This window comes from Ruegeria sp. CDSB114, from assembly GCF_059611025.1.
This window is the reverse complement of sequence record NZ_JBXWOT010000010.1, coordinates 60067-80370: the sequence shown is the minus strand read 5'-3', so window position 1 is coordinate 80370 and position 20304 is coordinate 60067. Positions and strand designations below refer to the sequence as shown.

Here is a 20304-nt window from a genome sequence, read left to right as displayed (position 1 = left end):
ACCAACCTAGAGACCCGGTTGTTGGAGCGAACATTCATAGGGCAGCGTCTACACGTAAGTCTGCACAGGACTAAGACGTTTGGCGATCAACAGATAGTCCACGGCACTTGCGGCGTCCCCCGCAAACTGGAGATAGAAACCCATGAAGAGGTTAGCCTCGTATCCGTTAGGTTCGAGGATAAGTGACTGATGCACAGCGTCGACGGCTGCATTTGCGTCGCCGCTGGCGACATATACGCCTCCCAGAGCAATGTGCCCGCACGCAAAATCCCTTTCGAGCGTCATCCGAATGCCGTGACGGGCGACTAAACTTCTGAAAGTGGCGCATCCTTCCAGTAGCCCGAATGGCAGATTTCGGGATCAGCCGAGAAGATCGAACCTTTGGCTCAACTGCAGCTTTGGGCCGTTACTTTGACGATGGAACCATCCAAAGAACGATGCAATGTCTGGCTGTGTGTCCGGCTAACCAACTTTTACGACCATCTTTCCAAAGTTTCCCCCGGCCAGCAGTTGATTGAATGCTTCCGGAGCATTTTCCAGCCCCTCAACCATATGTTCCTTGTAGCTTATTGAACCGTTTTTGAGCCAAGCCGTCATATCGCGGACAAACTCCTGATACACGTCGGCACCAAAGTTGTCGAAGATTATGAAACCCTGCATTCTGACTTTCATCCGCAGGATCGTGCCCATGATCGCAGGGCCCATATCCGGGCCGTCCGGTAGGCCGGGCAGGTTGTACCAGGATACAATCCCGCAGACGGGCACCCGTGCAAACGGGTTCAAGAGCGGCAATACGGCATAGAGAACTTTGCCGCCAACGTTTTCGAAATACACGTCAATTCCACTTGGACAAGCCTCGCGCAGTTGCGCTGCCAGATCATCAGATCGATGGTCCAAACATGCGTCAAATCCAAGGTTTTCGACTACATGAGCACATTTTTCAGAACCGCCTGCGATGCCCACTACACGACATCCTTTTAGCTTTGCGATCTGACCGACTGTTGCGCCTACCGGGCCGGCTGCGGCAGCCACAACAACTGTTTCACCGGCTTTTGGCTCCCCGATTTTCAGAAGCCCGGCATAAGCCGTGTAGCCTGGCATTCCGAGAATTCCGAGCGACCAAGACGGGTTGTCCGGAGATTTACCCAACTTAACGACCTGCGTTCCGTCTGAGACAGCAAAATCCTGCCACCCGCTTGTATTGAGCACATACTCTCCGACTTCGTATCCTTCGATGTTGGATTTGACCACCTGCCCGACGACCTGCGCCGTCATAACACCGCCAATCGGAACGGGTTCGGCATAGGATTTTGCGTCATTCATTCGGCCACGCATGTAAGGATCCAACGACAGGTACACCGTACGTACCAGCATTTCGTCTGGTCCAGGTTCAGGAACGCTCGTGGTTTCCAGGCGCAATGTATTCTCGTCCGGTTGTCCGGTTGGGCGATTGGCGAGAACAATACGACGATTGGTGGCGGATGCTTGGGGCATTGTGACCTCTCATAAGACGGCTTTCTTGCAACAGAGACCAAATTCCGCTGCAGAGCAACACGACAGCACCAACGAGTTCGAAAAACCTATAGACGTGGCCCAATCACGCACGATCTGCGCATTGAAATGCCCAAACGCTCATGGAAACGCCCTGCTAAAAAGTAATCAAACCCGACCCTAGGTTCGTCTTCCATTCACCTCTCGACTGAGGTTCTGGTTCCTTCAAGAATCTCGAAATGGAGGGGTCTCCGAGTCTTGCTTTGCAGGTCTGAAGCCTGCTCATGGGGCTGACCAGAAGCCAGGACATAAAAGACTTCAATCGTGACCAAGTCACAGCCGCACAATTTACTGTCGATGGTCATATCGAAGAGAGCGAGATCGCGTTGGTTAGCTGCAAGCGCACGCAGCGTCTCAAATGCAGCGCGAGTGGAGGATCTGGTGCCGCTGTTCAGCGGAAAGGATAACCATTCATGCAGACCGTAGCGACGATTAGTGGTCGAATTTACAGGTCGCAGGACAAAGCCAACTGTTGTCTCTATTGACCAAATGACTGGTTTTGGCCCAAGCAGTTAGGTCAGATCTGTGGGCTTTTCCGAATGCCATTATCCGTTGCTTTGTATCAAAAGCAATTCTCGCAATAGTGATAGCTGGCCAACAATCACCAAGTAATTCGTATTGGCGACATCGCCCAGACCATTGTGGCCTCTTTGTCAGTCCGGTTGCGGAACCGATGCGCGATCATTGAAGGGTAGGAAAAGCTGTCGCCTTTGCGAAGAACTATGATTTCTTCACCAAGGCGCAGCTCCACTTCGCCACTCAAGACGATCGCATGTTGCTCGCCCTCGAAAGAATAACCTTCCTGGGGTTCAGGCGGTGTACCGGCTCCTGGGCGGAACCGTGACAGGATCAGATAGCATTGTCCGGATAGTGTGCTGGATAGCAGTTCGTCTTCGAATCCCAACTCCTGGGTTGTTCGCGTGTACATGTTGGAAAGCGCCCTGCGATTTTCTTTGCGTACGACATGTTTGCGTTCCAATGGTCCGACACCCGATTGCTTGGGAAAGAACCAGTTGGGATCGACCGAGAGCGCTTCACTGATCTCTCGCAGAAGCTCCGCCGATGCTTTTGCTGATCCCAGCTCGATCCGGCTCAGATACGCCGTCGAGCAGGATACCGTTTCCGAAAGGTCTTGTAACGTCAGGCCACGCGCCTTGCGCACTTCGCGGATTTCGCTGCCAAGCCGTTGAGTGTCAGTATCAGTAACGTTGCTATTCATGCATTCGGGATAAGAGATTTTTGTTGATTTTTCGAGTAAAATTCAACTTAGTTGAAAATTGGGTGATAATTCAACTTACCACATCTGTCCGGGAGATCGCTATGCGCTTTGATTTGATTGCCAATTTCAGTCCTGGTGCGACGATTCCCTGGACCCGGACACTGGAGATGATCCTCGAACAATGTTCGCTGGCAGAGCAGGCTGGATTCACGACCGCCTGGTTCACAGAACATCACTTTGCCCATAACGGCTATATGAACGCGCCGCCCAACCCGATCCAGATGGGTACGCATGTGGCTGCTCATTGCACAAAACTGCGGGTTGGAACGGCGCCCATCATCTTGCCGGACTGGCACCCATTGCGCGTGGCCGAAGACGCGGCGATGCTGGATAACATGTCGCTGGGCCGGTTCGATTTTGGTGTCGCCAAGGGCATCAATGAGCGCTCGACCATCCAGTTCAACTCGGATGCGGATCGGCGCGACAACGCCAAGGTGATGCGCCTCTATCAAGAGAGCTTGGATATTATTCTTAAGGCGTGGACCAACGACGCCTTCACCCATCAAGGTGAGTTCTATGAGTTCCCAGTTCCAGGCTGGAAAGAAACCAACCGTTTTTTTGAACCGCTGGACCTGCGCTATCACGACGAGAATGGCGAGTACAAAGCGATATACGTGCATCCACGCCCGTATTCTGATCCGCACCCACCGGTCTGGCTCATGTCGAATGCGCCTCCTACATTCAAGCTTGCTGGTGAAAAAGGGTGGGGTGTGATCTCGATGGCCGCTGGACCCAAGGCGACACTGGCCTGCTGGGAACCCTACCGCGAGGCGCTGTCCAAACGTGAAGGGCGCGATGTGAAACCAGGAGAAGGCGTTGGCGTCTGCACGGCGTTCTATGTCGGTGAAAGCATGGAGGAGGCTGTGAACACCATTCGTGGCCCGATCAATGCCTATTACGAATTCCTCGGCGGGTCGCGCCCCAAGGGCGAGTGGACAAAACATGGCTATCTTGATGTCGGCGAAGAGATGACTTCTGAGGACGAAGAGATGGATTGGTTCGATTTCCTCAATAAACGCGGGATCATTGTGGTTGGTGACGCCGAATATGTAGCGGATCGTTTTGCCGAGCGGCAGGAAACCATCGGCCTCGACCACCTCATGTTGATGCAGCAATACACTGGCGTTCCCTATGAGAAAATCCTGTCCAGTTGGCATCGACTGTTTGAGCATGTCGTTCCAAAATTCGGGACACAATCCATCGCGCAGAAAAGGATGTTGGAGCATGCTTGAGATTTGGGGGCGGCCCTATTCGTCAAACGTTATTCCGGTGATTTGGACAGCCAATGAGTTGGGATTGGACTATACGCTGCAACTGGCCGGGGGCAGCTTTGGCAAGCTCGACACTGATATGTACGCGCAGATCAATCCCAACAAAATGATCCCGGCGATCCGCGATGGGGATTTCGCGCTTTGGGAAAGCCTCGCCATTGTGCGGTATCTCTGCGACCGGTACGGCGCGGGTACGTTTAGTCCCTCTGACCTACAGACCCGCGCCATCGCGGATCAATGGATGGAGTGGTCTGCCAGCCGCGCTTTCGGGCCGGTGATTTACCTGTTTTTTGCAACTGTACGCACCCAATTCGAACAACGGGACCAGGAACAGATCGCCAAACTTCGCGATGAGGCGCATGAAGCGCTGACCATTCTGGATCAGCACCTTGCGGATAAGGCCTATGTCTGTGGCGACAGCTTTACCATGGCGGATATTCCGCTGGGTTGCGTGGCGTATCGCTATTTCAATGTCGAGGTCGACCGCCCACCGTTGCCCAATGTCGAAGCGTGGTATGAACGATTGGCGGAACGCCCTGCATACCGGGGTCACGTCATGCGCCATTTTGGCACAAACCCGGATGAGTGGGCCGCCCTTGAAAAGGCCTGCGTCAGCGAAGGAGTTCTGTGATGGACCTGCGTGACTTTCGCCGTGCGCTTGGCGCTTTTCCGACAGGGGTCACAATCGTGGCCACTTATGACCCCGAGGGCATGCCATGGGGCCTGACCGCCAACTCCTTCACCTCGGTCTCACTCGAGCCGCCTGTGATCTCTGTCTGTGTCGCAAAATCGGGTCGCGTGTTCCCGACGCTGTCCAGGTCTGATCATTTCGCGGTCAACATCCTGTCCGCGGATCAGAAAGCTTTGGCGTTGCATTTTGCCAGCAATGTGGAAAACCGGTTTGCCGATACGGAATGGACTCCTGGGGCCAAGACGCCTTTGGTCCCCGGTGCATCTGCGCATCTGGAATGCACCGTGCACAACCGGGTTGATGCGGGTGATCATGAAATCCTCTTGGGACGTGTCGTGAACTATGCCCATGCACCCGTTCCTCCGCTGGTCTTTTGTCGCGGCGCGTTCTTTTCCGCGCCCCAATCGGAGGCAGTATCATGAGTGATCACCTGACTTTCCACACCCGGTTCAGCCCTGACGAATTCGACGCGCAGTACAATTTGCGGGCTGGGCGGCCGGACTATGAAGTGACCGTCATTCCCGGGTGGAGCCGCGACAGCGCGCACGCGCGTGCGACATCCGATTGCAGCCTAGATATCCGCTATGGAGAAGGCGAAAAACAAAAGCTGGATGTCTTCCGCTGCGCGGACACCGCCGCACCGACATTGGTCTATTTCCACGGCGGTTATTGGCAGCGTGGCGACAAATCGATCTACAGCTTCATTGCGCCGCCGTTTGTTGAGGCGGGGTTCAATGTTGTTGTCATCGGATACGATCTTTGCCCGTCTGTGACCATCACGAGAATTTCAGAAGAAGCGCGTGAGGCCATGTCCTTTGTCTGGCGCAACGCGGGCGCATTGGGCTTCAATCCAGACCGTCTCTGCGTTATGGGTCATTCCGCTGGCGGCCATATTACCCAGATGATGATGGCGACCGATTGGCCGGCATTTGACGATGACTTGCCCGCAGACCTGATTAAATCTGGCATTCCGGTCTCACCGCTCAGCTATCTCGAGCCGGTCCGCCTGACCGAGGCTTTGAATGCGGGCATCCAAATGGATCCGGCAGAAGCCCAGGCCGAAAGCCCGATGACCAAGCACCCTCCGGGTACCAATGCCCCTCAGCTGGTCGTCGTCGGCGGCGCGGAAACCGATGAGTTCCACAGGCAGGCACGAATGTATGTCGAAAAATACGAAACAGCAGACCGCAAGATGGGTCTCTATTTCGTGCCCGATGTGGATCACTTTGACGAACTGAATGTGCTGGTCGACCCGGCGAGCACCTTCTTCAAACACACTTGCGATATGCTTCAAGGAAAAGGACCGAAATCATGACCGCTTTGACCCGAGACCTAGTCGACTCTGTCGGTGACGCGTTTAACGCCAATGACATCGATGCCGTAATGAGACACTTCGCAACCGACGCTACATTTGATCACGCTGTTGGCCCCGAAGAACATGGCGTGCGTCTGGAAGGAGCCGAAACCATTCGTGGTGCTTTTGCAGCCCTGTTTGAAAAGGTCGCGAACGTGCATTGGGAAACGCTCGACTGCGCTATTTCCGGCAACAAGGCTTATTGCGAATATCGCCGTACAGCCGTGCACAAGGATGGTTCAAAAGAAGAGTTTCTAAGCGTTGACATCCTGACCTACCGAGACGGGCTGATTGTCCACAAAGACACGTACTACAAGCAACGTACAAGCTGACCCGACAGCCTTTGATGCAGCCAAGCACGCAGCAGTTTTGTAAGAGGGAACCTATCACGCTTTGACAAACCGCTGCATCGGCAATCAAGCTCCGTTTCGCGCAATCCGTTATTGCGTAATGAAAAGATGCGAAAACAGCTAAGGCCCAAACTTGGCATTACCAATGGGAACAAGGATCGGTTCGAGGAACTGCACAGGATTGTCGAAGAGAGCGAGAAGAAGCGCTTTACCATCATCGGATGATGAAAAGCTGTTCAGGGGCACGCTGAAGATGTAGATTTCTAACTAGATCCTGAGACGCCATCGGAAGCACTGCATCACAGTATTCAGCTCTTAGCTTAAAAGTACCGGTGTCACAGTAAAGGGGGGAGAGGTCACATAGCCTCCAAGGTATGCGCGAGGCCATTTCGAATGTGGTCTTCCAATAACCTCTTTGCCGTGTTCGCGTCTCTGGCCAATGCTGCATCGAACATACCCTTATGCTCCTTGATGGCTTCTTCGCCACGATTGGTCAGCACGAGCATCTGATAACGTAAGTATTTGTCGTAGATGATCGAGTGCAGAGACAGAAGGTTCTTGGAGTTGCAGGCCGCGATCATCGCTTGGTGGAACTCCCAATCATAACGTTTCCAGGTTTCTTTCTCGGATTCGTCGCCTTTGAGAAGTTGCCGTTCTATCAGGTGCAGTTTGTGATGTGCGGCAACGAGGTTGCCTTCCCAATCCGTGTCGCCGTTCGCAATGGACAACTCCAACGCGTGGCATTCCAACAGGACACGCAGCTCTGATATTTCGGTCAGGTCTTCTCGGGAGACCGGCGCAACCAGGAATCCCCGTTGTTCGGGAGCTTCGACAAACCCATCGCTGGCAAGCCTGTTTAGGGTTTCACGAAGTGTCGAAAGGCTCGCCGCATAGCGTTCCTTCAATGCGTCCAGCTTCAGTTTGGAACCGGGTTGCAGCGCCCCGAAGATGATATCCCGCTTGATGCGCTGATAGGTGCTTGCACCTATCGTAGACGGCTGTTTCGCCATGCGTTTCACCCGATATTCTCAGTTTCTTCGTTCAATTAGCATTTTTCAGAGACATCAGCAATCCCAACTGATGTATGGTAAAAATAAAAATATCATACATTATTGCGGAATCGCGAAAACCCCAATACCTTCATGTCCAAATTGAGCAATGCAGCTCAGTCGCAAATGTCGGTTTCGGGATTTTTCGAACCATCCGGAAGGAAGCAAAAGTGTCTAAGAACTTTCGCATTGCCATTGTTGGCATTGGCCTTGTTGGACGCCGCCACGCAGACGCTATCCGGGCGTTGCGCCATGTTGACCTTGTTGCGGTCGTCGATCCCAGTGACGAAGGCCGTGCTTACGCCGTTGAGCACGGGGTGGCATGCTACGAGACCCTTGAGGAAATGTTTGCAACTCAGACGCCGGACGGCGCTGTGCTTGCGACTCCTACGACGCTTCATGTCGAACAAGGCCTTACATGTGTGCGACATGGGTGTCCTGTTCTCGTCGAAAAACCGATCGCCGTGGAAGCTGCGGCAGCACTGGAGCTTGTCCAGGAAGCGGAGAGGGCCAGTGTGCCTCTGATGGTCGGACATCATCGTCGGCATAACCCCCTGATCAAGTCAGCCAAAGAAGCTATTGTTGATGGGAGGATTGGGGATGTTCGTGCTGTCCACGCGAATTGCTGGTTCTATAAGCCCGACGAGTATTTTGATGCCGCGCCCTGGCGAAAGAAACCCGGTGCAGGACCCATTTCGGTCAATCTTGTCCATGATGTGGACCTTCTGCGGTATCTGGCCGGAGAGGTCGTGACAGTACAGGCGCAGTCGGCTTCATCGCAACGCGGTTATGACAACGAAGATGTCGCCGGGGCGCTGTTGACGTTTGAAAGCGGAGCGATTGGGACCATAAGCGTGTCCGACAGCATCGTCGCCCCGTGGAGCTGGGAGATGACGTCTCAGGAATATCCAATCTATCCGTCGACAGCGGAGAGTAGCTACATGATCGGTGGTTCTCATGGATCGTTGTCCGTACCTGATCTTCGACTATGGAACTACCAAGGTGATCAACGGGATTGGTGGACGCCAATCTCATCAACCGTGTTGAAGAAGGGTGCATCTGATCCGCTGGTCAATCAACTCAGGCACTTTGTTGAAGTTGCTCGGCACGAAGCAGATCCGATTGTGTCCGGATGGGAAGGTTTCAGAACACTTCAAGTCATTGAAGCTATACAGAATTCCTGCAGAATGGGCGAGAAGGTCAGGATAAAAAGCCTGCAAAATACGCCAAATGCAAATGTATCTGTAATATAAAATATCTGATATTTTGTAAAAAATCTTGCAAAATGTCCAAAATAGGTCAAAACTCTGAATCGCAAAAAAGAAGCTTCATGATGTCTCAGGGAGGAGCAAAGTGATTACCAAACTTACCCGTAGGGCTGCAGTATCAGCCCTGGTCGCAACCGGTGTTCTGTTTAGCGCAACAAGTGGTGCGCTGGCGGAAGACAAAGTGCAACTTCGCCTCGCAACATCAGGATCGGAGACCGACCAGCGCTCGGTCGCCATGGCAGATATCTTCGCGCCAATGGTTGCCGAATTCGCAAATTATGAGCCCAGCTATAACGGCACAATCTTTGCACAGGGCACCGAACTTGACGCCATCAGCCGGGGCAACCTGGAAATGTCGATTACCTCGGCGCAGGAACTCGCGCAGTTCTTCCCCGAGTTTTCGATCTTTACTGCTGGCTATGTCCACCAGGACGCCGCGCATCAGGTGGCTGTCTTTACCGATCCCTTGATGGATGCGTTCAAGCAAAAGGCTGAGGAAGAGCTGGGTGTTAAACTCCTGTCGGTTATGTATCTGGGCCGACGTCAGGTGAACCTGCGCCAGCCCAAAGATGAACTGACTGTGACGACACCAGCGGACTTGGACGGCGTGAATCTTCGGATGCCGGGCACAGACGCATGGCAATTTCTAGGCAAGGCTCTGGGTGCAGCCCCGACGCCAATGGCCTTCTCAGAGGTTTACACCGCTCTATCGACAGGTGCGGTTGACGGTCAGGACAACCCACTGCCGACCGTGGTGGACGCCAAGTTCTATGAAGTGACCAATCAGATCGTTCTAACGTCGCATCTGGTGGACCTTAACTATATCGCCATTGGCAAGGGTGTCTGGGACGGGCTGACACCGGAACAGCAGGCTAAAGTTCAGGAAGCCGCAGACGCAGCCGCGGAATCTGGTCGCCAAAAGCAGCTTCAGAAAGAAGAGGACCTTGTCAGCTTCCTGAAAGAGCAAGGGATGGAGATCTACGAACCTGATCTCGCTGCGTTCCGCAATCAGGTACAGTCCATGTATCTGGGCAGCGAATTCGCTGGCTCTTGGCCCGAGGGGGTTCTGGATCGGATTAACGCTCTGGGCAACTAAGTCCAGCAAGACAAGAGAGGGAGAACCGCAATGAAGGCCTTTATCAAGGGGTTCTCCCGACTGACCGAAGCGATTGCCGGCGGGATGCTGGCGGCAATCTTCCTGATCTTCCTTCTGCAAATTCTCTTGCGGTATTTTTTTACACCCGCCGGTTGGACGCTAGAATTGATCGGCATTCTTTGGGTCTGGGTGATCTTCTTCAGCTGCGCCTTTATCGTGCGCGAACGGGATCATGTGAAGTTCGACATCATCTATCTTTCGGTGCCGACGCGCGTACGCCAGGTCTTTGCAATGCTGGCGGCCGCAGCGATCGTGATCGGGATGCTCTATAGCTTCCTGCCGACCTGGGACTACATCGACTGGATGAAAATCCGCAAGACAGCGACTGTCCGCAATCCGTTCTCGGGCGAGAAGATACCGTTGCGCACTGTGTTTTCGATATATGCGGTATTCATGCTGGTCGTAACAGCGCGATACGCGTGGTTATTCTTCGACGTTTTGCGCAATGGCCCTCCAAAAACAGAGTTGGAACTGGTCGTTGGGTACAACGTGGTTGACGATCATCCCCGTGTCGACGTCGTAGACGACGAGGAAGCAAATAAATGAGTATCGAACTTATTTCCTGCCTGCTCGCTCTTTTTCTTCTGGCGGGCATTGGGACACCTATTGGGTATTCCATCCTCTTAGCCTCATTGGTGTATTTAGGCACGGCCGGACTGGATGTCGCCCTAGCGGGCGAGAAGATCCTACAAGGCTTCTACAAAAGCACGATCCTGCTTGCCGTGCCTTTGTTTATTGTCGCCGCCAATATCATGAATGCGGGGTCGATCACTGACCGCCTGCTGAACTTCTGCGTTGCGGCGGTCGGGCGTTTCAAGGGTGGCCTCGGACACGTAAACGTAGTGGCATCTCTGATCTTTTCCGGCATGTCCGGCTCTGCTGTCGCGGATGCGGCGGGAATTGGTAAAATCATCATTGAGATGATGACCAAAGATGGCCGCTATAGCCGAGGCTATGCAGCCGCAATCACGGCGGCCTCGGCAACAATCGGCCCTATCATCCCGCCCTCAATCCCGATGGTATTGTACGCGCTTGTTTCCAAGGCCTCTATCGGTTCGTTATTTCTGGCCGGTATTCTGCCGGGACTGATAATGGGCGTCGTCCTCATGGCGATGAACTATTATCTGGCCGGAAAGCGGAACTTTGCCTTGGAAGAACCTGTTCCGTTGCGCGAATTGCCCGCCAAAACCGCCAATGCGTTTCCTGCGCTGCTAATGCCCGCCATCCTGCTCTATGGCATCTACGGGGGTGTCACGACACCGACCGAGGCCGCGGCCGTGGCCGCACTCTATGCCCTGCTGCTGGCAGGGTTCTTCTATCGCGCCTTGTCGTTCCGTGGCCTTTATCAGGTCTTCGTTGACAGCGCCCGTTCTTCTGCAGCGGTTGGAGTTGTCATTGGTGGCGCGTTCATTTTGAACTTCATCGTGATTCAGGAGCAAATCCCACAGTCTATCTCGGCGCTGCTGGAAGGTTCGGATGTCAGTCCGATCGTCTTCTTGATCCTCGTCAACTTGCTGATCCTTGCCCTGGGGTGCGTTTTGGACGCGACAACGATCATTCTGGTGATTGTGCCCTTGTTCATCCCCACTTGCGAAGCGCTTGGTATTGATCTGGTGCATTTCGGTGTGCTGGTCGTCGTGAATTCGATGATCGGTCTGATCACGCCGCCCTACGGGATTCTGCTGTTCGTAATTAATGCTGTTTCGGATATTCCACTGCGTGAAATCATTTCCGAGATTTGGGCCTTCTTGGCGGTGTTGATTTTCGCCTTGGTGATCATGATGCTGATGCCCGATCTGGTTCTGTGGTTGCCGCGTATGTTTGGGTATCAGGGGTAATGTGTCTCTCGGTTTCGACAACGTCGATCCCCGGTGATCTGGCCGAAAAACTAAGTGCAATCGCTGATGCGGGCTTTAGCGGTGTCGAGTTGCATGAACCGGATTTGACCGCTTTTGACGGGCCACCATCGCGAATTCGGGACATTGCATCAGATCTCGGACTAAAGATTTGTCTGCTGCAACCCTTCCATAACCTTGAAGGCCAGGCCGACAGCGAGCGGGAACGTGCTTTTGATCGGCTGAAGCGCAAACTCGATCTGATGAGCGAGTTGGGAACGGATCTGCTGCTAATTGGCTCTGCATTCGAAGTGGACCCTGCTGCCACCGAGGATCAGGTGATCTCAGACCTCAGCGAAGCGACCGAGATTGCAAAAGGGATGGGGCTTCGCTTGGCTTATATGGGTTTGCCGTGGTCCGATCTCATTCACTCGGACGAACAGGCGTTGCGCGTCGTCGAGGCGATTGACAGCCCTTACTTTGGACTGGCTTTAAACTCTTTCTTCTCGCTCGCTGACGGTTCCAAACCCGCCCGCCTTAGGGACATTCCCGGAGAGCGATTGTTCCATGTGCAACTGTCCGATGCGCCCCGGCTTGAGATGGATATTCGCAGACTCAAAAGGCACTTCGGGCTTCTACCTGGGCTTGGATCACTTAACCTAGCAGGCTTTGTGCGCGTGCTGGCCAGAGCAGGATACATAGGACCCTGGTCTATCGCCCGTGTGAACGAAGCGGCGGCACAGCCCGGTGCCCGAACACTGGCCCGGGACAGCTATAGGTCCCTGGTCAACCTTTTGGACGAGGTATCACGGACCGAGCCGAAAGCAGACTTTGAAACCCCAAACCTGCCAGAACGCGTTTATGCGTCCGGCTTCGAATTCGTAGAGTTTGCAGCCGATGAAACAAGCGGGGCACAACTGGCAGACTTGCTGTCAGCAATGTGTTTTCGAATGGAGCGAAAGCACGTCACCAAGTCTGTCGAATTGTGGCGGCAAGGCGCGATCAACATCGTTGTGAATACCGAAAAAGAAGGCTTTGCCCATTCGGCGTTTCTGGGCCATGGCCCATCGGTCTGTGACATGGGATTGCGTGTCAAAGATGCGGATCAGACGGTTCAACGTGCAACCGCGCTGGGCGCCCCGAATTTCTTACAACCGGTGGGAACAGGAGAGCTGGATATCCCTGCAATCCGTGGTGTTGGTGGCAACGTCGTTCATTTCATCGATGAGAAATCCGATCTGCATCGGGTTTGGGATATCGAATTCGAGCCGGTTGCCAAAACCAAAGCCATGCAACCCGCCGGATTGCGCCGTATCGACCATCTGGCACAGACAATGCGCCACGATGAAATGCAAAGCTGGCTGCTGTATTACATCTCGACCTTCGACATGGCAAAGTCGCCAATCGTGAACGTGGCTGACCCGTCGGGCGTCGTGCAAAGCCAGGCCATCGAAAGCCCCGAAGGCGAAGTGCGTCTGAACTTGAACGGGGCCGTCGGTCGCCGAACGCTGGCGGCATCGTTCCTTGAAGAAGGCTTTGGGGCAGGTGTTCAACATATCGCCTTCCAGTCCGACGATATTTTTGAAACCTCTGCTCAACTGCTTAAGTCTGGTTTCCCCAGCCTGACTATTCCAGAAAACTATTATGCTGATCTGCAGGCGACTTTTGGGGTGAGTGACGAACTGATCACCCAACTGCATGGGGGCAATATCCTCTATGATCGCGCGGGGGGAACAGAGTATTTTCAGATCTATAGCCGTCCCGTTTTCAACGGTTTTTTCTTTGAAATCGTTGAACGCCGCGCTGGTTATGCAGGTTTTGGCGCGCGCAACGCCCCTATTCGCCTCGCCGCGCAAAGGAAAACTCAGGCGGCGAAAGAGGTGCAAACGCCATGAGCGCACTGGATGAAAACACGACAAGCGATGAGCGCGCCGTTCGCCAATGGTGGCGCACCTCCATCATCGATATGAAGCCCGGGTACATCGCATTTCGTGGCAACGCCATAGAGGACCTGATCGGGAATGTATCCTTTCCGCAGATGATCTGGATGATGGTGCGAGGCGATCTGCCGGGCGATGCTCAGGCGCGCCTGTTTGAGGCCGCTCTGGTCGCAGGTGTGGATCACGGCCCGCAGGCTCCCTCGATTGCGGCTGCGCGCATGGCTGCTACTTGTGGAGTAGGTCTCAATAATGCGATGGCGACTGCAGTGAATATGCTGGGCGATGTACATGGCGGAGCAGGCGAGCAGTGCGCCGAGCTTTATTATGATATCGCCGATCGCATAGATGCCGGGGCATCGCTGAATGATGCTGTTCGGAATGGTCTGGACAGTTGGCGCGAGACTTACGGCAAGATCGTTTCAGGTTTCGGACACCGGTTTCACAAGCCCGTCGATCCGCGTGCACCCCGGCTGATGCAGCTCGTTCGCAATGCGGCAAATGAAGGCACCGTTTCAGGTCGCTTCGCAGACATCGGAGAAGGGGTTCAGGCCGAACTTGGTAGTCAACGGGGCGGTCGGCCGATTGCGATGAACATCGATGGCGCGACAGCCGTGATCTTTTGCGAACTTGGCTTTCCCGCGCCCCTGTCGCGGGGGCTGTTTTGCTTGTCCCGTTCGGTTGGAATACTTGCCCACGCCTGGGAACAGATGAACCAGGGCGGTCGGAACAAAGGCCCTATGCCCCCGAATTACTTACCCCTCTACGAAGACAGGAATGATGAGATGTGAGACATCGAAATCTTTCCGGTCCGGCTCTGTTGGCGTTGGTCGTATAATCGGTGTCGATCTAAAACCACATTCAAAAAATTCCCAATGCCAAAGTCATGATCTGCGGCAACCTCGATTCTTCAGAAAGCCGCACCAAGGCCGATCAATACGGCATCGCCAGAGCCTGCGCGCCTTGATGGCGCCAGGGTTCCGGCTGATTGGCTTGCCTATCCCGGTGATGATCACGGCGCAGACGCGTCCGATTTAACGATGCCTCTGTGGGGCCTCACCAGTTTAGAGCGATTGGATTGCCATGTAAGTCGCTGTAAAAAAATAATTAAACCTGCTCGGGAGCCCGTCCGGTGGTTTCAGTTTAAGCCGCGTCGCTAAGAGTTGATATTTTAAGAAATATCAGATATTTTTTACTAAGTATGATGAAAATTAGATTCGCAGACGTATGGAGCTGTCGTTCATGGTGAAACCCGAAGAGGCCGGCTCATGCCCCTCTCTCTATTCCTTGGCGCATCTGACGCTGATCGGCTGCACGCCGCCCGAGCTAGTCTACATTGCTGCCCGGTCCGGTTACGATGCCGTCAGCCCGCGATTCATTCCGATGCATGTGCCCGGTGAGTTTACTCAATCCCCGATCGACAAGGCACAGGTGCAGGCCACCAAAACCGCTCTTTCTACTACGGGTTTGAAAGTTCTTGATGTCGAGCTTGCGCGCATCACCGAAGATGTCGACCCGCGCAGTTTTGAACCCTCTTTGGAAATAGGCGGAGAGCTTGGTGCAAAGCGCATGATCATGAGCGCGTGGACCAACACCCGCGATGATCGCGACTTCTTGATCGACGTCTATTCCGAGACCTGCGAACTGGCCGCGCTCTACGGGCTGACGGTCGATCTGGAGTTCCCCAGCTTTTCACGCCTGCGTACACTGGACGAGGCGCTGGATATTGTCCGCGCCTCCGATCAGCCGAATGGCGGTATTCTGGTCGATACGCTTTATCTGCACCTAAGCCGGGTGGATCTAGGAGAACTGCTGCACGTCCCTTCGGACCTGTTTCACTTTCTGCATATCTCTGACTGTCTACCAGGCATCGCGGATACGCGTGAGGGCATGATCCAACTGGCCCGCGATGCGCGGCTTTATCCCGGTGAAGGTTGGATTGATTTCACCGGCATCATCGAGCGGATGCCCCCTGTCGACTATTCCATTGAACTGCCCAACCAAAGCCGCGTTGCCGAGTTGGGATATGAAGAGCACGCGCGTCGCTGTCTGAGCCACGCCAAGCGAACATTCGGTGAGGCGCGATCTCAGCGCCGCATGCCCAATGCAGCAATTCTAAAACACCAAGAGGATCATCATGGGCAAAGAGCTCACTGAAGACGACCGCCGACTGGCGGCTGATATGTTGGAACGTGCCCGCGCGGCCATGGCCAAAATCGAGGATTGGGAACAGGACAGGCTGGACCGTCTGTCTCAGGCCATAGCGTGGTACGCGGGGAACGAAAAAACCTTTACGCGATTGGCTCAGCAGGGGGTGGACGAAAGCGGCATTGGTGACCGCGAAGGACGCCCTGCAAAGCGGTTCAAAATACACATGGTACTGCGCGATGTCCTGCGCACCCCGTCGACTGGGATCGTCGAGGTTGATGAGGAAAAAGGCCTGGTGAAATACGCCAAGCCTGCGGGTGTGATCGCATCCCTGATCCCAATGACAAACCCGGCGATGACACCACCGGTGACCGGTGTTTCCGCCGCTAACGCCCGTAATGCGGTCATCTTCAGCCCGCATCCACGCACAGCAGTCACGACCTATGAAATGGTCGAGGTTATGCGCGCAGCCTGTCGAGCAGCAGGAGCCCCGGAAGACTTGTTCCAATCGATCCGCAAACCTTCGATCCCTCTTACCCAGCACCTGATGGAGATTTGTGATCTGACGCTGGCAACAGGTGGGAAGCCGATGGTCAAAGCGGCCTATAGTTCAGGGCGTCCGGCCTACGGTGTCGGCGCAGGCAATTCGTCTATCGTCATTGATGAAACTGCGGATCTGGATATCGCTGCCCAGAATACACGGATTTCAAAGACGTCTGACTTTGGGTCTGGTTGTTCGGCAGATGGCAACATTATCATCCAGCGCTCGGTTTACGATGATATGGTTAAGGCGCTTGAAGCCGAAGGTGGTTATCTTTGTTCTGACGTAGAGAAGGCCATGCTCGAAGCAGCCATGTGGGATGAGAAAGGAAACCGTACGTTCCCGACCATCGCCTGTCCGCCTCAGCAAACGGCCAAAGTCGCCGGTTTCTCGATCCCTGAAGATCGCAAATTCCTGATGGTTGAAAATCAGGGGCAAATCGGGCCGCAGCACAAGTTCTCCAAGGAAAAACTGACCACGCTGATGGCGCTATATCACTTCGACACATTCGATGACGCGCTGGAAACGGTCAGCCAGATTTACAACACCGGGGGCAAGGGCCATTCCTGCGGCATCTACAGCCACAATGACGATCACATTGACCGGTTGGCGCGCCTGGCTCCGGTCAGCCGCATGATGGTTCGACAGCCTCAGTCCAAGGCCAATGCGGGTGCCTGGACCAATGGCATGCCTATGACCAGCAGCCTGGGTTGCGGCATCTGGGGCGGCAACATCACCAATGAGAACGTCACCATGAAACATATGATGAACTACACTTGGGTCAGTCGTCCTACGCCTGAGGATCGCCCCTCGGCGCCGGACCTGTTTGGTGAGTTCTACGGACAGGAGATCGCGTGATGGACGGAGCGAAACTGGAAGGCAAAACCGTTGCCGAACATATCGTTGACTTTCTCGAGCGCCGTGAGGTCAAGCACGTATTCGGCCTGTGCGGCCACACGAACATCGCTGTTCTGGCCGCGCTGGCGGAAAGCCCCATTGATTTCGTAACTGTGCGGCACGAACAGATCGCAAGCCACGCGGCGGACGCTTATGCGCGGGTTACAGGCAAGGCCTCGGTGGTGCTGTCCCATCTCTCCCCGGGACTAACTAATTGCGCCACCGGGGTCGCCAATGCGGCCTTGGATTGTATCCCCATGGTCGTGATCGCGGGTGACATTCCTACGCATTACTATGGCAAGCATCCGCATCAGGAGGTTAACCTGCACGCGGACGCTGCCCAATGGGAAATCTATCGACCCTTCGTCAAACGCGCCTGGCGGGTAGACCGCGCGGACTTGATGGCCGAAATTTTGGAGAAGGCGTTCCATCTCGCCGAAAGTGGTCAGCCCGGGCCGGTACTGGTCAATGTCCCCATGGACATCTTTTCAGAGGTGATCCCCGCGGACAGTTTCGACCGTATCCGCGACAACACGCGCGCGCTCAAGAAACCGTCGATTGACGACGAGACAGCGCGAGAGATTGTCGAAGCGTTGGCTAAAGCTGAAAACCCAGTCGCATATGTAGGAGGTGGTATCCTACTGGCACAGGCCAGCGAGGAACTGCGCGAGTTCGTTGAACACATGGGACTGCCCGTCGCGCATTCCTTGATGGGTAAAGGCGCCCTGCGGGACGACCATCCGCTTGTTTTGGGAATGACCGGGTTTTGGGGCACCGAGTTGGTTAATCAGTCTTGCCTGAACGCGGACTACATCTTTGCCGTGGGAACACGGTTCAAAGAGGCCGATTGCTCCAGTTGGTATCCCGGATACACGTTCAACATTCCCGGCTCAAAGGTCATCCATATCGACATCGAGCCGCAAGAGATCGGTCGGAACTATCCCACCGAGATCGGTGTTGTTGCGGATGCCAAGGCTGCGTTGCGCGTCCTCACCCGGGTTGCCCGCAAAATGTATCCGGGCGGTTTCAAGCGCCCCGCCGTTGAACAAAAGATTGCTGATTTCCGGATGGGCTTCAAAGCACGCAATGTGGAAATGGCCACCTCATCAGCGTTTCCGATGATGCCCGAGCGTATTCTGGCAGATACCCGCAAGGCACTGCCCGAGGATGCCATCATCACAACGGATGTCGGATGGAACAAGAACGGCGTCGGACAACAATTCGATATCCTGACACCCGGTTCGATCCTGACCCCAGGTGGTTTTGCTACAATGGGTTTTGGCCCTCCGGGCGCGATCGGCGCAAAGCTGGCAGCACCTGATCGTGTGGTGATCAGCCTGGTTGGTGATGGTGGTTTCGGCCAAAACCCGTCGATGCTTGCGACTGCGGTCGAGCTTGATCTGGGTATCATCTGGCTGGTTATGAACAACAACGCCTTCGGCACGATCGCAGGTCTTCAGAAGGCGCATTACGGTTTGACCTATGGTACAACCTTCCCAGGGTCGGCCGAAGCGCCGGCCAACGGACCGGGTTATGCAGAAATTGCACGGGCCTACGGCGCAGAGGGACACAGGCTGGGCGCTGCTGACGAGCTGTTGCCCGCATTGGAAGCGGCAATAGCCAGCGGCAAACCCACTGTTCTTGATGTCCCAATGATCAATAATCCGACACCAACGACCGGACATTGGAACATCTTGGACATATACTCACCAGACAAAGATGTATCCCACGTTGCGACGTGAAAAGCCTGTTCGAGGAATGCCTCACCGGGGGTGTGCCTCGAACAGGCCTGCAGTGGTTTCATTCTCGCAGTGGTGAGCGAAGAAACATCAAACAGCATCACCAGTAGCGGGCTACAAAAAGAGGAACAACTCCAAAGCGCCGGGGTCCTTCAGACATTGCGTGGCAACGTTTGGCGCATGATGTTGAATACGGAGTTGAGGGGCCGGGTTTAACTCCTGCTTTCCTCATCCCAAGGAATTCCGCTAGTGTCGGCACCGACCTGATATGAGTGATGCCGCCACATGATCGAAATCCGCGACCTGCAACTGCTCAGCGCTTTGGCGCGGCACCGGCATTTTGCAAAGGCAGCCGAGGAATGCGGGATTTCCCAGCCTGCGTTTTCAATGCGTATTCGCAACCTAGAGGATCGGTTGGGCGTGTCCATCGTCCGCCGCGCCAACCGGTTTCAGGGCCTGACCGAAGAGGGCGAGATGATCGTCCAGCGGGCGCGGCGCATTCTGGACGACACCAAGGCCTTGGAACAGCAGGTGCAGGCGGCAAAGGGGGAAATCACGGGGACTCTGATACTGGGCGTGATCCCGACTGCAATCGCCTTTACGGGCCGGTTGATCAAGCGTCTGCAGCAGGCGCATCCGCGCATCATCACTCGGATCGAAACGATGTCGGCTACGGCCATTCAACATCGGCTGGACGAAGGCAGTCTGGATGCGGGCATCACATATGGCGACAGTATCGGCACCGATTTGCGGCAGGTACAGTCGCTGTATGAAGAAACCTATGTCCTGTTGATCCCGTCTCATATGACAGACGAAACGGGGCCAATTCCCTGGGCGCGGGTCGCCGAATTTCCGGTCAGCCTGCTTGAACCGCAGATGCAGAACCGCCGTATATTAGACCGGATTTTCGCCGAACAGGGCCTGCATCCTCATGTGGTCGCGGAAACCAGCGGGTTCACTGCCTCAATGGTCATGGCGCGTGAGGGATTGGCGGCCACCGTGGTGCCACGCGTGTTGGTGCGGGCGTTGGGGGATCTGAAGGGAACAAAGGTTCTGCCTTTGGTCGATCCGGTGGTCAGCAAACCTATCTGTCTGGCGACCCTGACACGCGATCCGGAACTGCCAACGGTTGGAGCGTTGCGCGCGGTGGTGACGTCTTTGCGGTGATAAGGTGTCGTTATCGTGCGATTGAAATATGCGATTTGACGATATGCTAGTCTGATGAGACACGGAGCCTG

Annotated in this window: 18 protein-coding genes; 15 read left to right on the top strand and 3 right to left on the bottom strand. The window is 54.8% G+C overall.

Features of this window, described 5'->3' with window-relative positions; all coding sequences use genetic code 11:
- Positions 1-462 precede the first annotated feature (462 nt).
- Together curA and AC2FIP_RS17585 are read right to left on the bottom strand one after the other, a co-directional pair.
- Complete coding sequence (gene curA / locus AC2FIP_RS17590; protein WP_496787488.1) at positions 463-1494, bottom strand: NADPH-dependent curcumin/dihydrocurcumin reductase; 1032 nt, start codon at positions 1492-1494, stop codon at positions 463-465.
- 658 nt (positions 1495-2152) lie between these two features.
- Positions 2153-2770, bottom strand: coding sequence for a helix-turn-helix domain-containing protein (locus AC2FIP_RS17585; RefSeq protein ID WP_496692294.1), 618 nt, complete (start codon positions 2768-2770; stop codon positions 2153-2155).
- Between the two features lie 101 nt (positions 2771-2871).
- Here AC2FIP_RS17585 and AC2FIP_RS17580 point away from each other — a divergent pair, with 101 nt between their 5' ends.
- From AC2FIP_RS17580 to AC2FIP_RS17560, 5 genes are read left to right on the top strand one after another with little or no spacing between them, the layout of a single operon-like run.
- Entirely contained in the window at positions 2872-4062 is a 1191-nt protein-coding gene (locus AC2FIP_RS17580; protein ID WP_496787486.1) for an LLM class flavin-dependent oxidoreductase, read from the top strand.
- Complete coding sequence (locus tag AC2FIP_RS17575) at positions 4055-4732, top strand: glutathione S-transferase family protein (RefSeq protein WP_496787484.1); 678 nt, start codon at positions 4055-4057, stop codon at positions 4730-4732. The genes AC2FIP_RS17580 and AC2FIP_RS17575 overlap by 8 nt, the downstream gene beginning before the upstream one ends.
- The gene (locus AC2FIP_RS17570) at positions 4732-5214 is read left to right on the top strand and encodes a flavin reductase family protein (RefSeq protein ID WP_281973656.1); all 483 of its coding nucleotides are present in this window, start codon (positions 4732-4734) and stop codon (positions 5212-5214) included. The genes AC2FIP_RS17575 and AC2FIP_RS17570 overlap by 1 nt, the downstream gene beginning before the upstream one ends.
- Positions 5211-6107: an alpha/beta hydrolase gene (locus AC2FIP_RS17565; RefSeq protein ID WP_496787483.1), complete on the top strand. Its 897-nt coding sequence runs from the start codon at positions 5211-5213 to the stop codon at positions 6105-6107. The genes AC2FIP_RS17570 and AC2FIP_RS17565 overlap by 4 nt, the downstream gene beginning before the upstream one ends.
- Complete coding sequence (locus AC2FIP_RS17560) at positions 6104-6478, top strand: nuclear transport factor 2 family protein (RefSeq protein WP_271952617.1); 375 nt, start codon at positions 6104-6106, stop codon at positions 6476-6478. Before AC2FIP_RS17565 ends, AC2FIP_RS17560 begins: the two co-directional genes overlap by 4 nt.
- A 374-nt stretch (positions 6479-6852) precedes the next feature.
- Here the strand turns inward: AC2FIP_RS17560 and AC2FIP_RS17555 are convergent, their stop codons facing one another.
- Complete coding sequence (locus AC2FIP_RS17555; protein ID WP_496692299.1) at positions 6853-7506, bottom strand: GntR family transcriptional regulator; 654 nt, start codon at positions 7504-7506, stop codon at positions 6853-6855.
- Between the two features lie 74 nt (positions 7507-7580).
- Here AC2FIP_RS17555 and AC2FIP_RS17550 point away from each other — a divergent pair, with 74 nt between their 5' ends.
- The 10 genes from AC2FIP_RS17550 (at position 7581) to AC2FIP_RS17505 (ending at position 20233) form a co-directional block, all read left to right on the top strand.
- On the top strand, positions 7581-8798 hold the full coding sequence (locus tag AC2FIP_RS17550; protein WP_496787482.1) for a Gfo/Idh/MocA family protein: 1218 nt from the start codon (positions 7581-7583) through the stop codon (positions 8796-8798).
- A gap of 100 nt (positions 8799-8898) precedes the next feature.
- Positions 8899-9909 carry a TRAP transporter substrate-binding protein DctP gene (gene dctP, locus AC2FIP_RS17545; RefSeq protein ID WP_496787479.1) on the top strand — a complete coding sequence of 337 codons (1011 nt, stop codon included), beginning with the start codon at positions 8899-8901 and terminating at the stop codon, positions 9907-9909.
- Between the two features lie 30 nt (positions 9910-9939).
- Complete coding sequence (locus AC2FIP_RS17540; protein WP_496696870.1) at positions 9940-10515, top strand: TRAP transporter small permease; 576 nt, start codon at positions 9940-9942, stop codon at positions 10513-10515.
- Positions 10512-11807 (top strand): TRAP transporter large permease, encoded by a 1296-nt coding sequence (locus AC2FIP_RS17535; protein ID WP_496692303.1) that lies wholly within the window; start codon positions 10512-10514, stop codon positions 11805-11807. The genes AC2FIP_RS17540 and AC2FIP_RS17535 overlap by 4 nt, the downstream gene beginning before the upstream one ends.
- Positions 11807-13699: a bifunctional sugar phosphate isomerase/epimerase/4-hydroxyphenylpyruvate dioxygenase family protein gene (locus AC2FIP_RS17530; RefSeq protein WP_496787477.1), complete on the top strand. Its 1893-nt coding sequence runs from the start codon at positions 11807-11809 to the stop codon at positions 13697-13699. Before AC2FIP_RS17535 ends, AC2FIP_RS17530 begins: the two co-directional genes overlap by 1 nt.
- Positions 13696-14532 (top strand): citryl-CoA lyase, encoded by an 837-nt coding sequence (locus AC2FIP_RS17525; protein WP_496787476.1) that lies wholly within the window; start codon positions 13696-13698, stop codon positions 14530-14532. The genes AC2FIP_RS17530 and AC2FIP_RS17525 overlap by 4 nt, the downstream gene beginning before the upstream one ends.
- 451 nt (positions 14533-14983) lie before the next feature.
- Positions 14984-15898 carry a sugar phosphate isomerase/epimerase family protein gene (locus tag AC2FIP_RS17520; RefSeq protein WP_496787475.1) on the top strand — a complete coding sequence of 305 codons (915 nt, stop codon included), beginning with the start codon at positions 14984-14986 and terminating at the stop codon, positions 15896-15898.
- Complete coding sequence (locus tag AC2FIP_RS17515) at positions 15879-17288, top strand: aldehyde dehydrogenase family protein (protein WP_496787474.1); 1410 nt, start codon at positions 15879-15881, stop codon at positions 17286-17288. Before AC2FIP_RS17520 ends, AC2FIP_RS17515 begins: the two co-directional genes overlap by 20 nt.
- Positions 17288-19069: a thiamine pyrophosphate-binding protein gene (locus tag AC2FIP_RS17510; RefSeq protein ID WP_496787472.1), complete on the top strand. Its 1782-nt coding sequence runs from the start codon at positions 17288-17290 to the stop codon at positions 19067-19069. The genes AC2FIP_RS17515 and AC2FIP_RS17510 overlap by 1 nt, the downstream gene beginning before the upstream one ends.
- A gap of 282 nt (positions 19070-19351) precedes the next feature.
- Positions 19352-20233: a LysR family transcriptional regulator gene (locus AC2FIP_RS17505; protein ID WP_142640095.1), complete on the top strand. Its 882-nt coding sequence runs from the start codon at positions 19352-19354 to the stop codon at positions 20231-20233.
- The last annotated feature ends 71 nt before the right edge of the window (positions 20234-20304 follow it).

Bases quoted from the DNA above. Each gene is read 5' to 3' on its own strand.
- AC2FIP_RS17580 (WP_496787486.1), top strand. From the start codon at position 2,872: ATGCGCTTTGATTTGATTGCCAATTTCAGTCCTGGTGCGACGATTCCC.
- AC2FIP_RS17550 (WP_496787482.1), top strand. From the start codon at position 7,581: ATGGTAAAAATAAAAATATCATACATTATTGCGGAATCGCGAAAACCC.
- AC2FIP_RS17515 (WP_496787474.1), top strand. From the start codon at position 15,879: ATGGGCAAAGAGCTCACTGAAGACGACCGCCGACTGGCGGCTGATATG.
- curA (WP_496787488.1), bottom strand. From the start codon at position 1,494: ATGCCCCAAGCATCCGCCACCAATCGTCGTATTGTTCTCGCCAATCGC.
- AC2FIP_RS17510 (WP_496787472.1), top strand. From the start codon at position 17,288: ATGGACGGAGCGAAACTGGAAGGCAAAACCGTTGCCGAACATATCGTT.
- AC2FIP_RS17560 (WP_271952617.1), top strand. From the start codon at position 6,104: ATGACCGCTTTGACCCGAGACCTAGTCGACTCTGTCGGTGACGCGTTT.
- AC2FIP_RS17520 (WP_496787475.1), top strand. From the start codon at position 14,984: ATGGTGAAACCCGAAGAGGCCGGCTCATGCCCCTCTCTCTATTCCTTG.
- AC2FIP_RS17565 (WP_496787483.1), top strand. From the start codon at position 5,211: ATGAGTGATCACCTGACTTTCCACACCCGGTTCAGCCCTGACGAATTC.
- AC2FIP_RS17505 (WP_142640095.1), top strand. From the start codon at position 19,352: ATGATCGAAATCCGCGACCTGCAACTGCTCAGCGCTTTGGCGCGGCAC.
- AC2FIP_RS17525 (WP_496787476.1), top strand. From the start codon at position 13,696: ATGAGCGCACTGGATGAAAACACGACAAGCGATGAGCGCGCCGTTCGC.
- AC2FIP_RS17555 (WP_496692299.1), bottom strand. From the start codon at position 7,506: ATGGCGAAACAGCCGTCTACGATAGGTGCAAGCACCTATCAGCGCATC.
- AC2FIP_RS17585 (WP_496692294.1), bottom strand. From the start codon at position 2,770: ATGAATAGCAACGTTACTGATACTGACACTCAACGGCTTGGCAGCGAA.
- AC2FIP_RS17575 (WP_496787484.1), top strand. From the start codon at position 4,055: ATGCTTGAGATTTGGGGGCGGCCCTATTCGTCAAACGTTATTCCGGTG.
- AC2FIP_RS17530 (WP_496787477.1), top strand. From the start codon at position 11,807: ATGTGTCTCTCGGTTTCGACAACGTCGATCCCCGGTGATCTGGCCGAA.
- AC2FIP_RS17540 (WP_496696870.1), top strand. From the start codon at position 9,940: ATGAAGGCCTTTATCAAGGGGTTCTCCCGACTGACCGAAGCGATTGCC.
- AC2FIP_RS17535 (WP_496692303.1), top strand. From the start codon at position 10,512: ATGAGTATCGAACTTATTTCCTGCCTGCTCGCTCTTTTTCTTCTGGCG.
- AC2FIP_RS17570 (WP_281973656.1), top strand. From the start codon at position 4,732: ATGGACCTGCGTGACTTTCGCCGTGCGCTTGGCGCTTTTCCGACAGGG.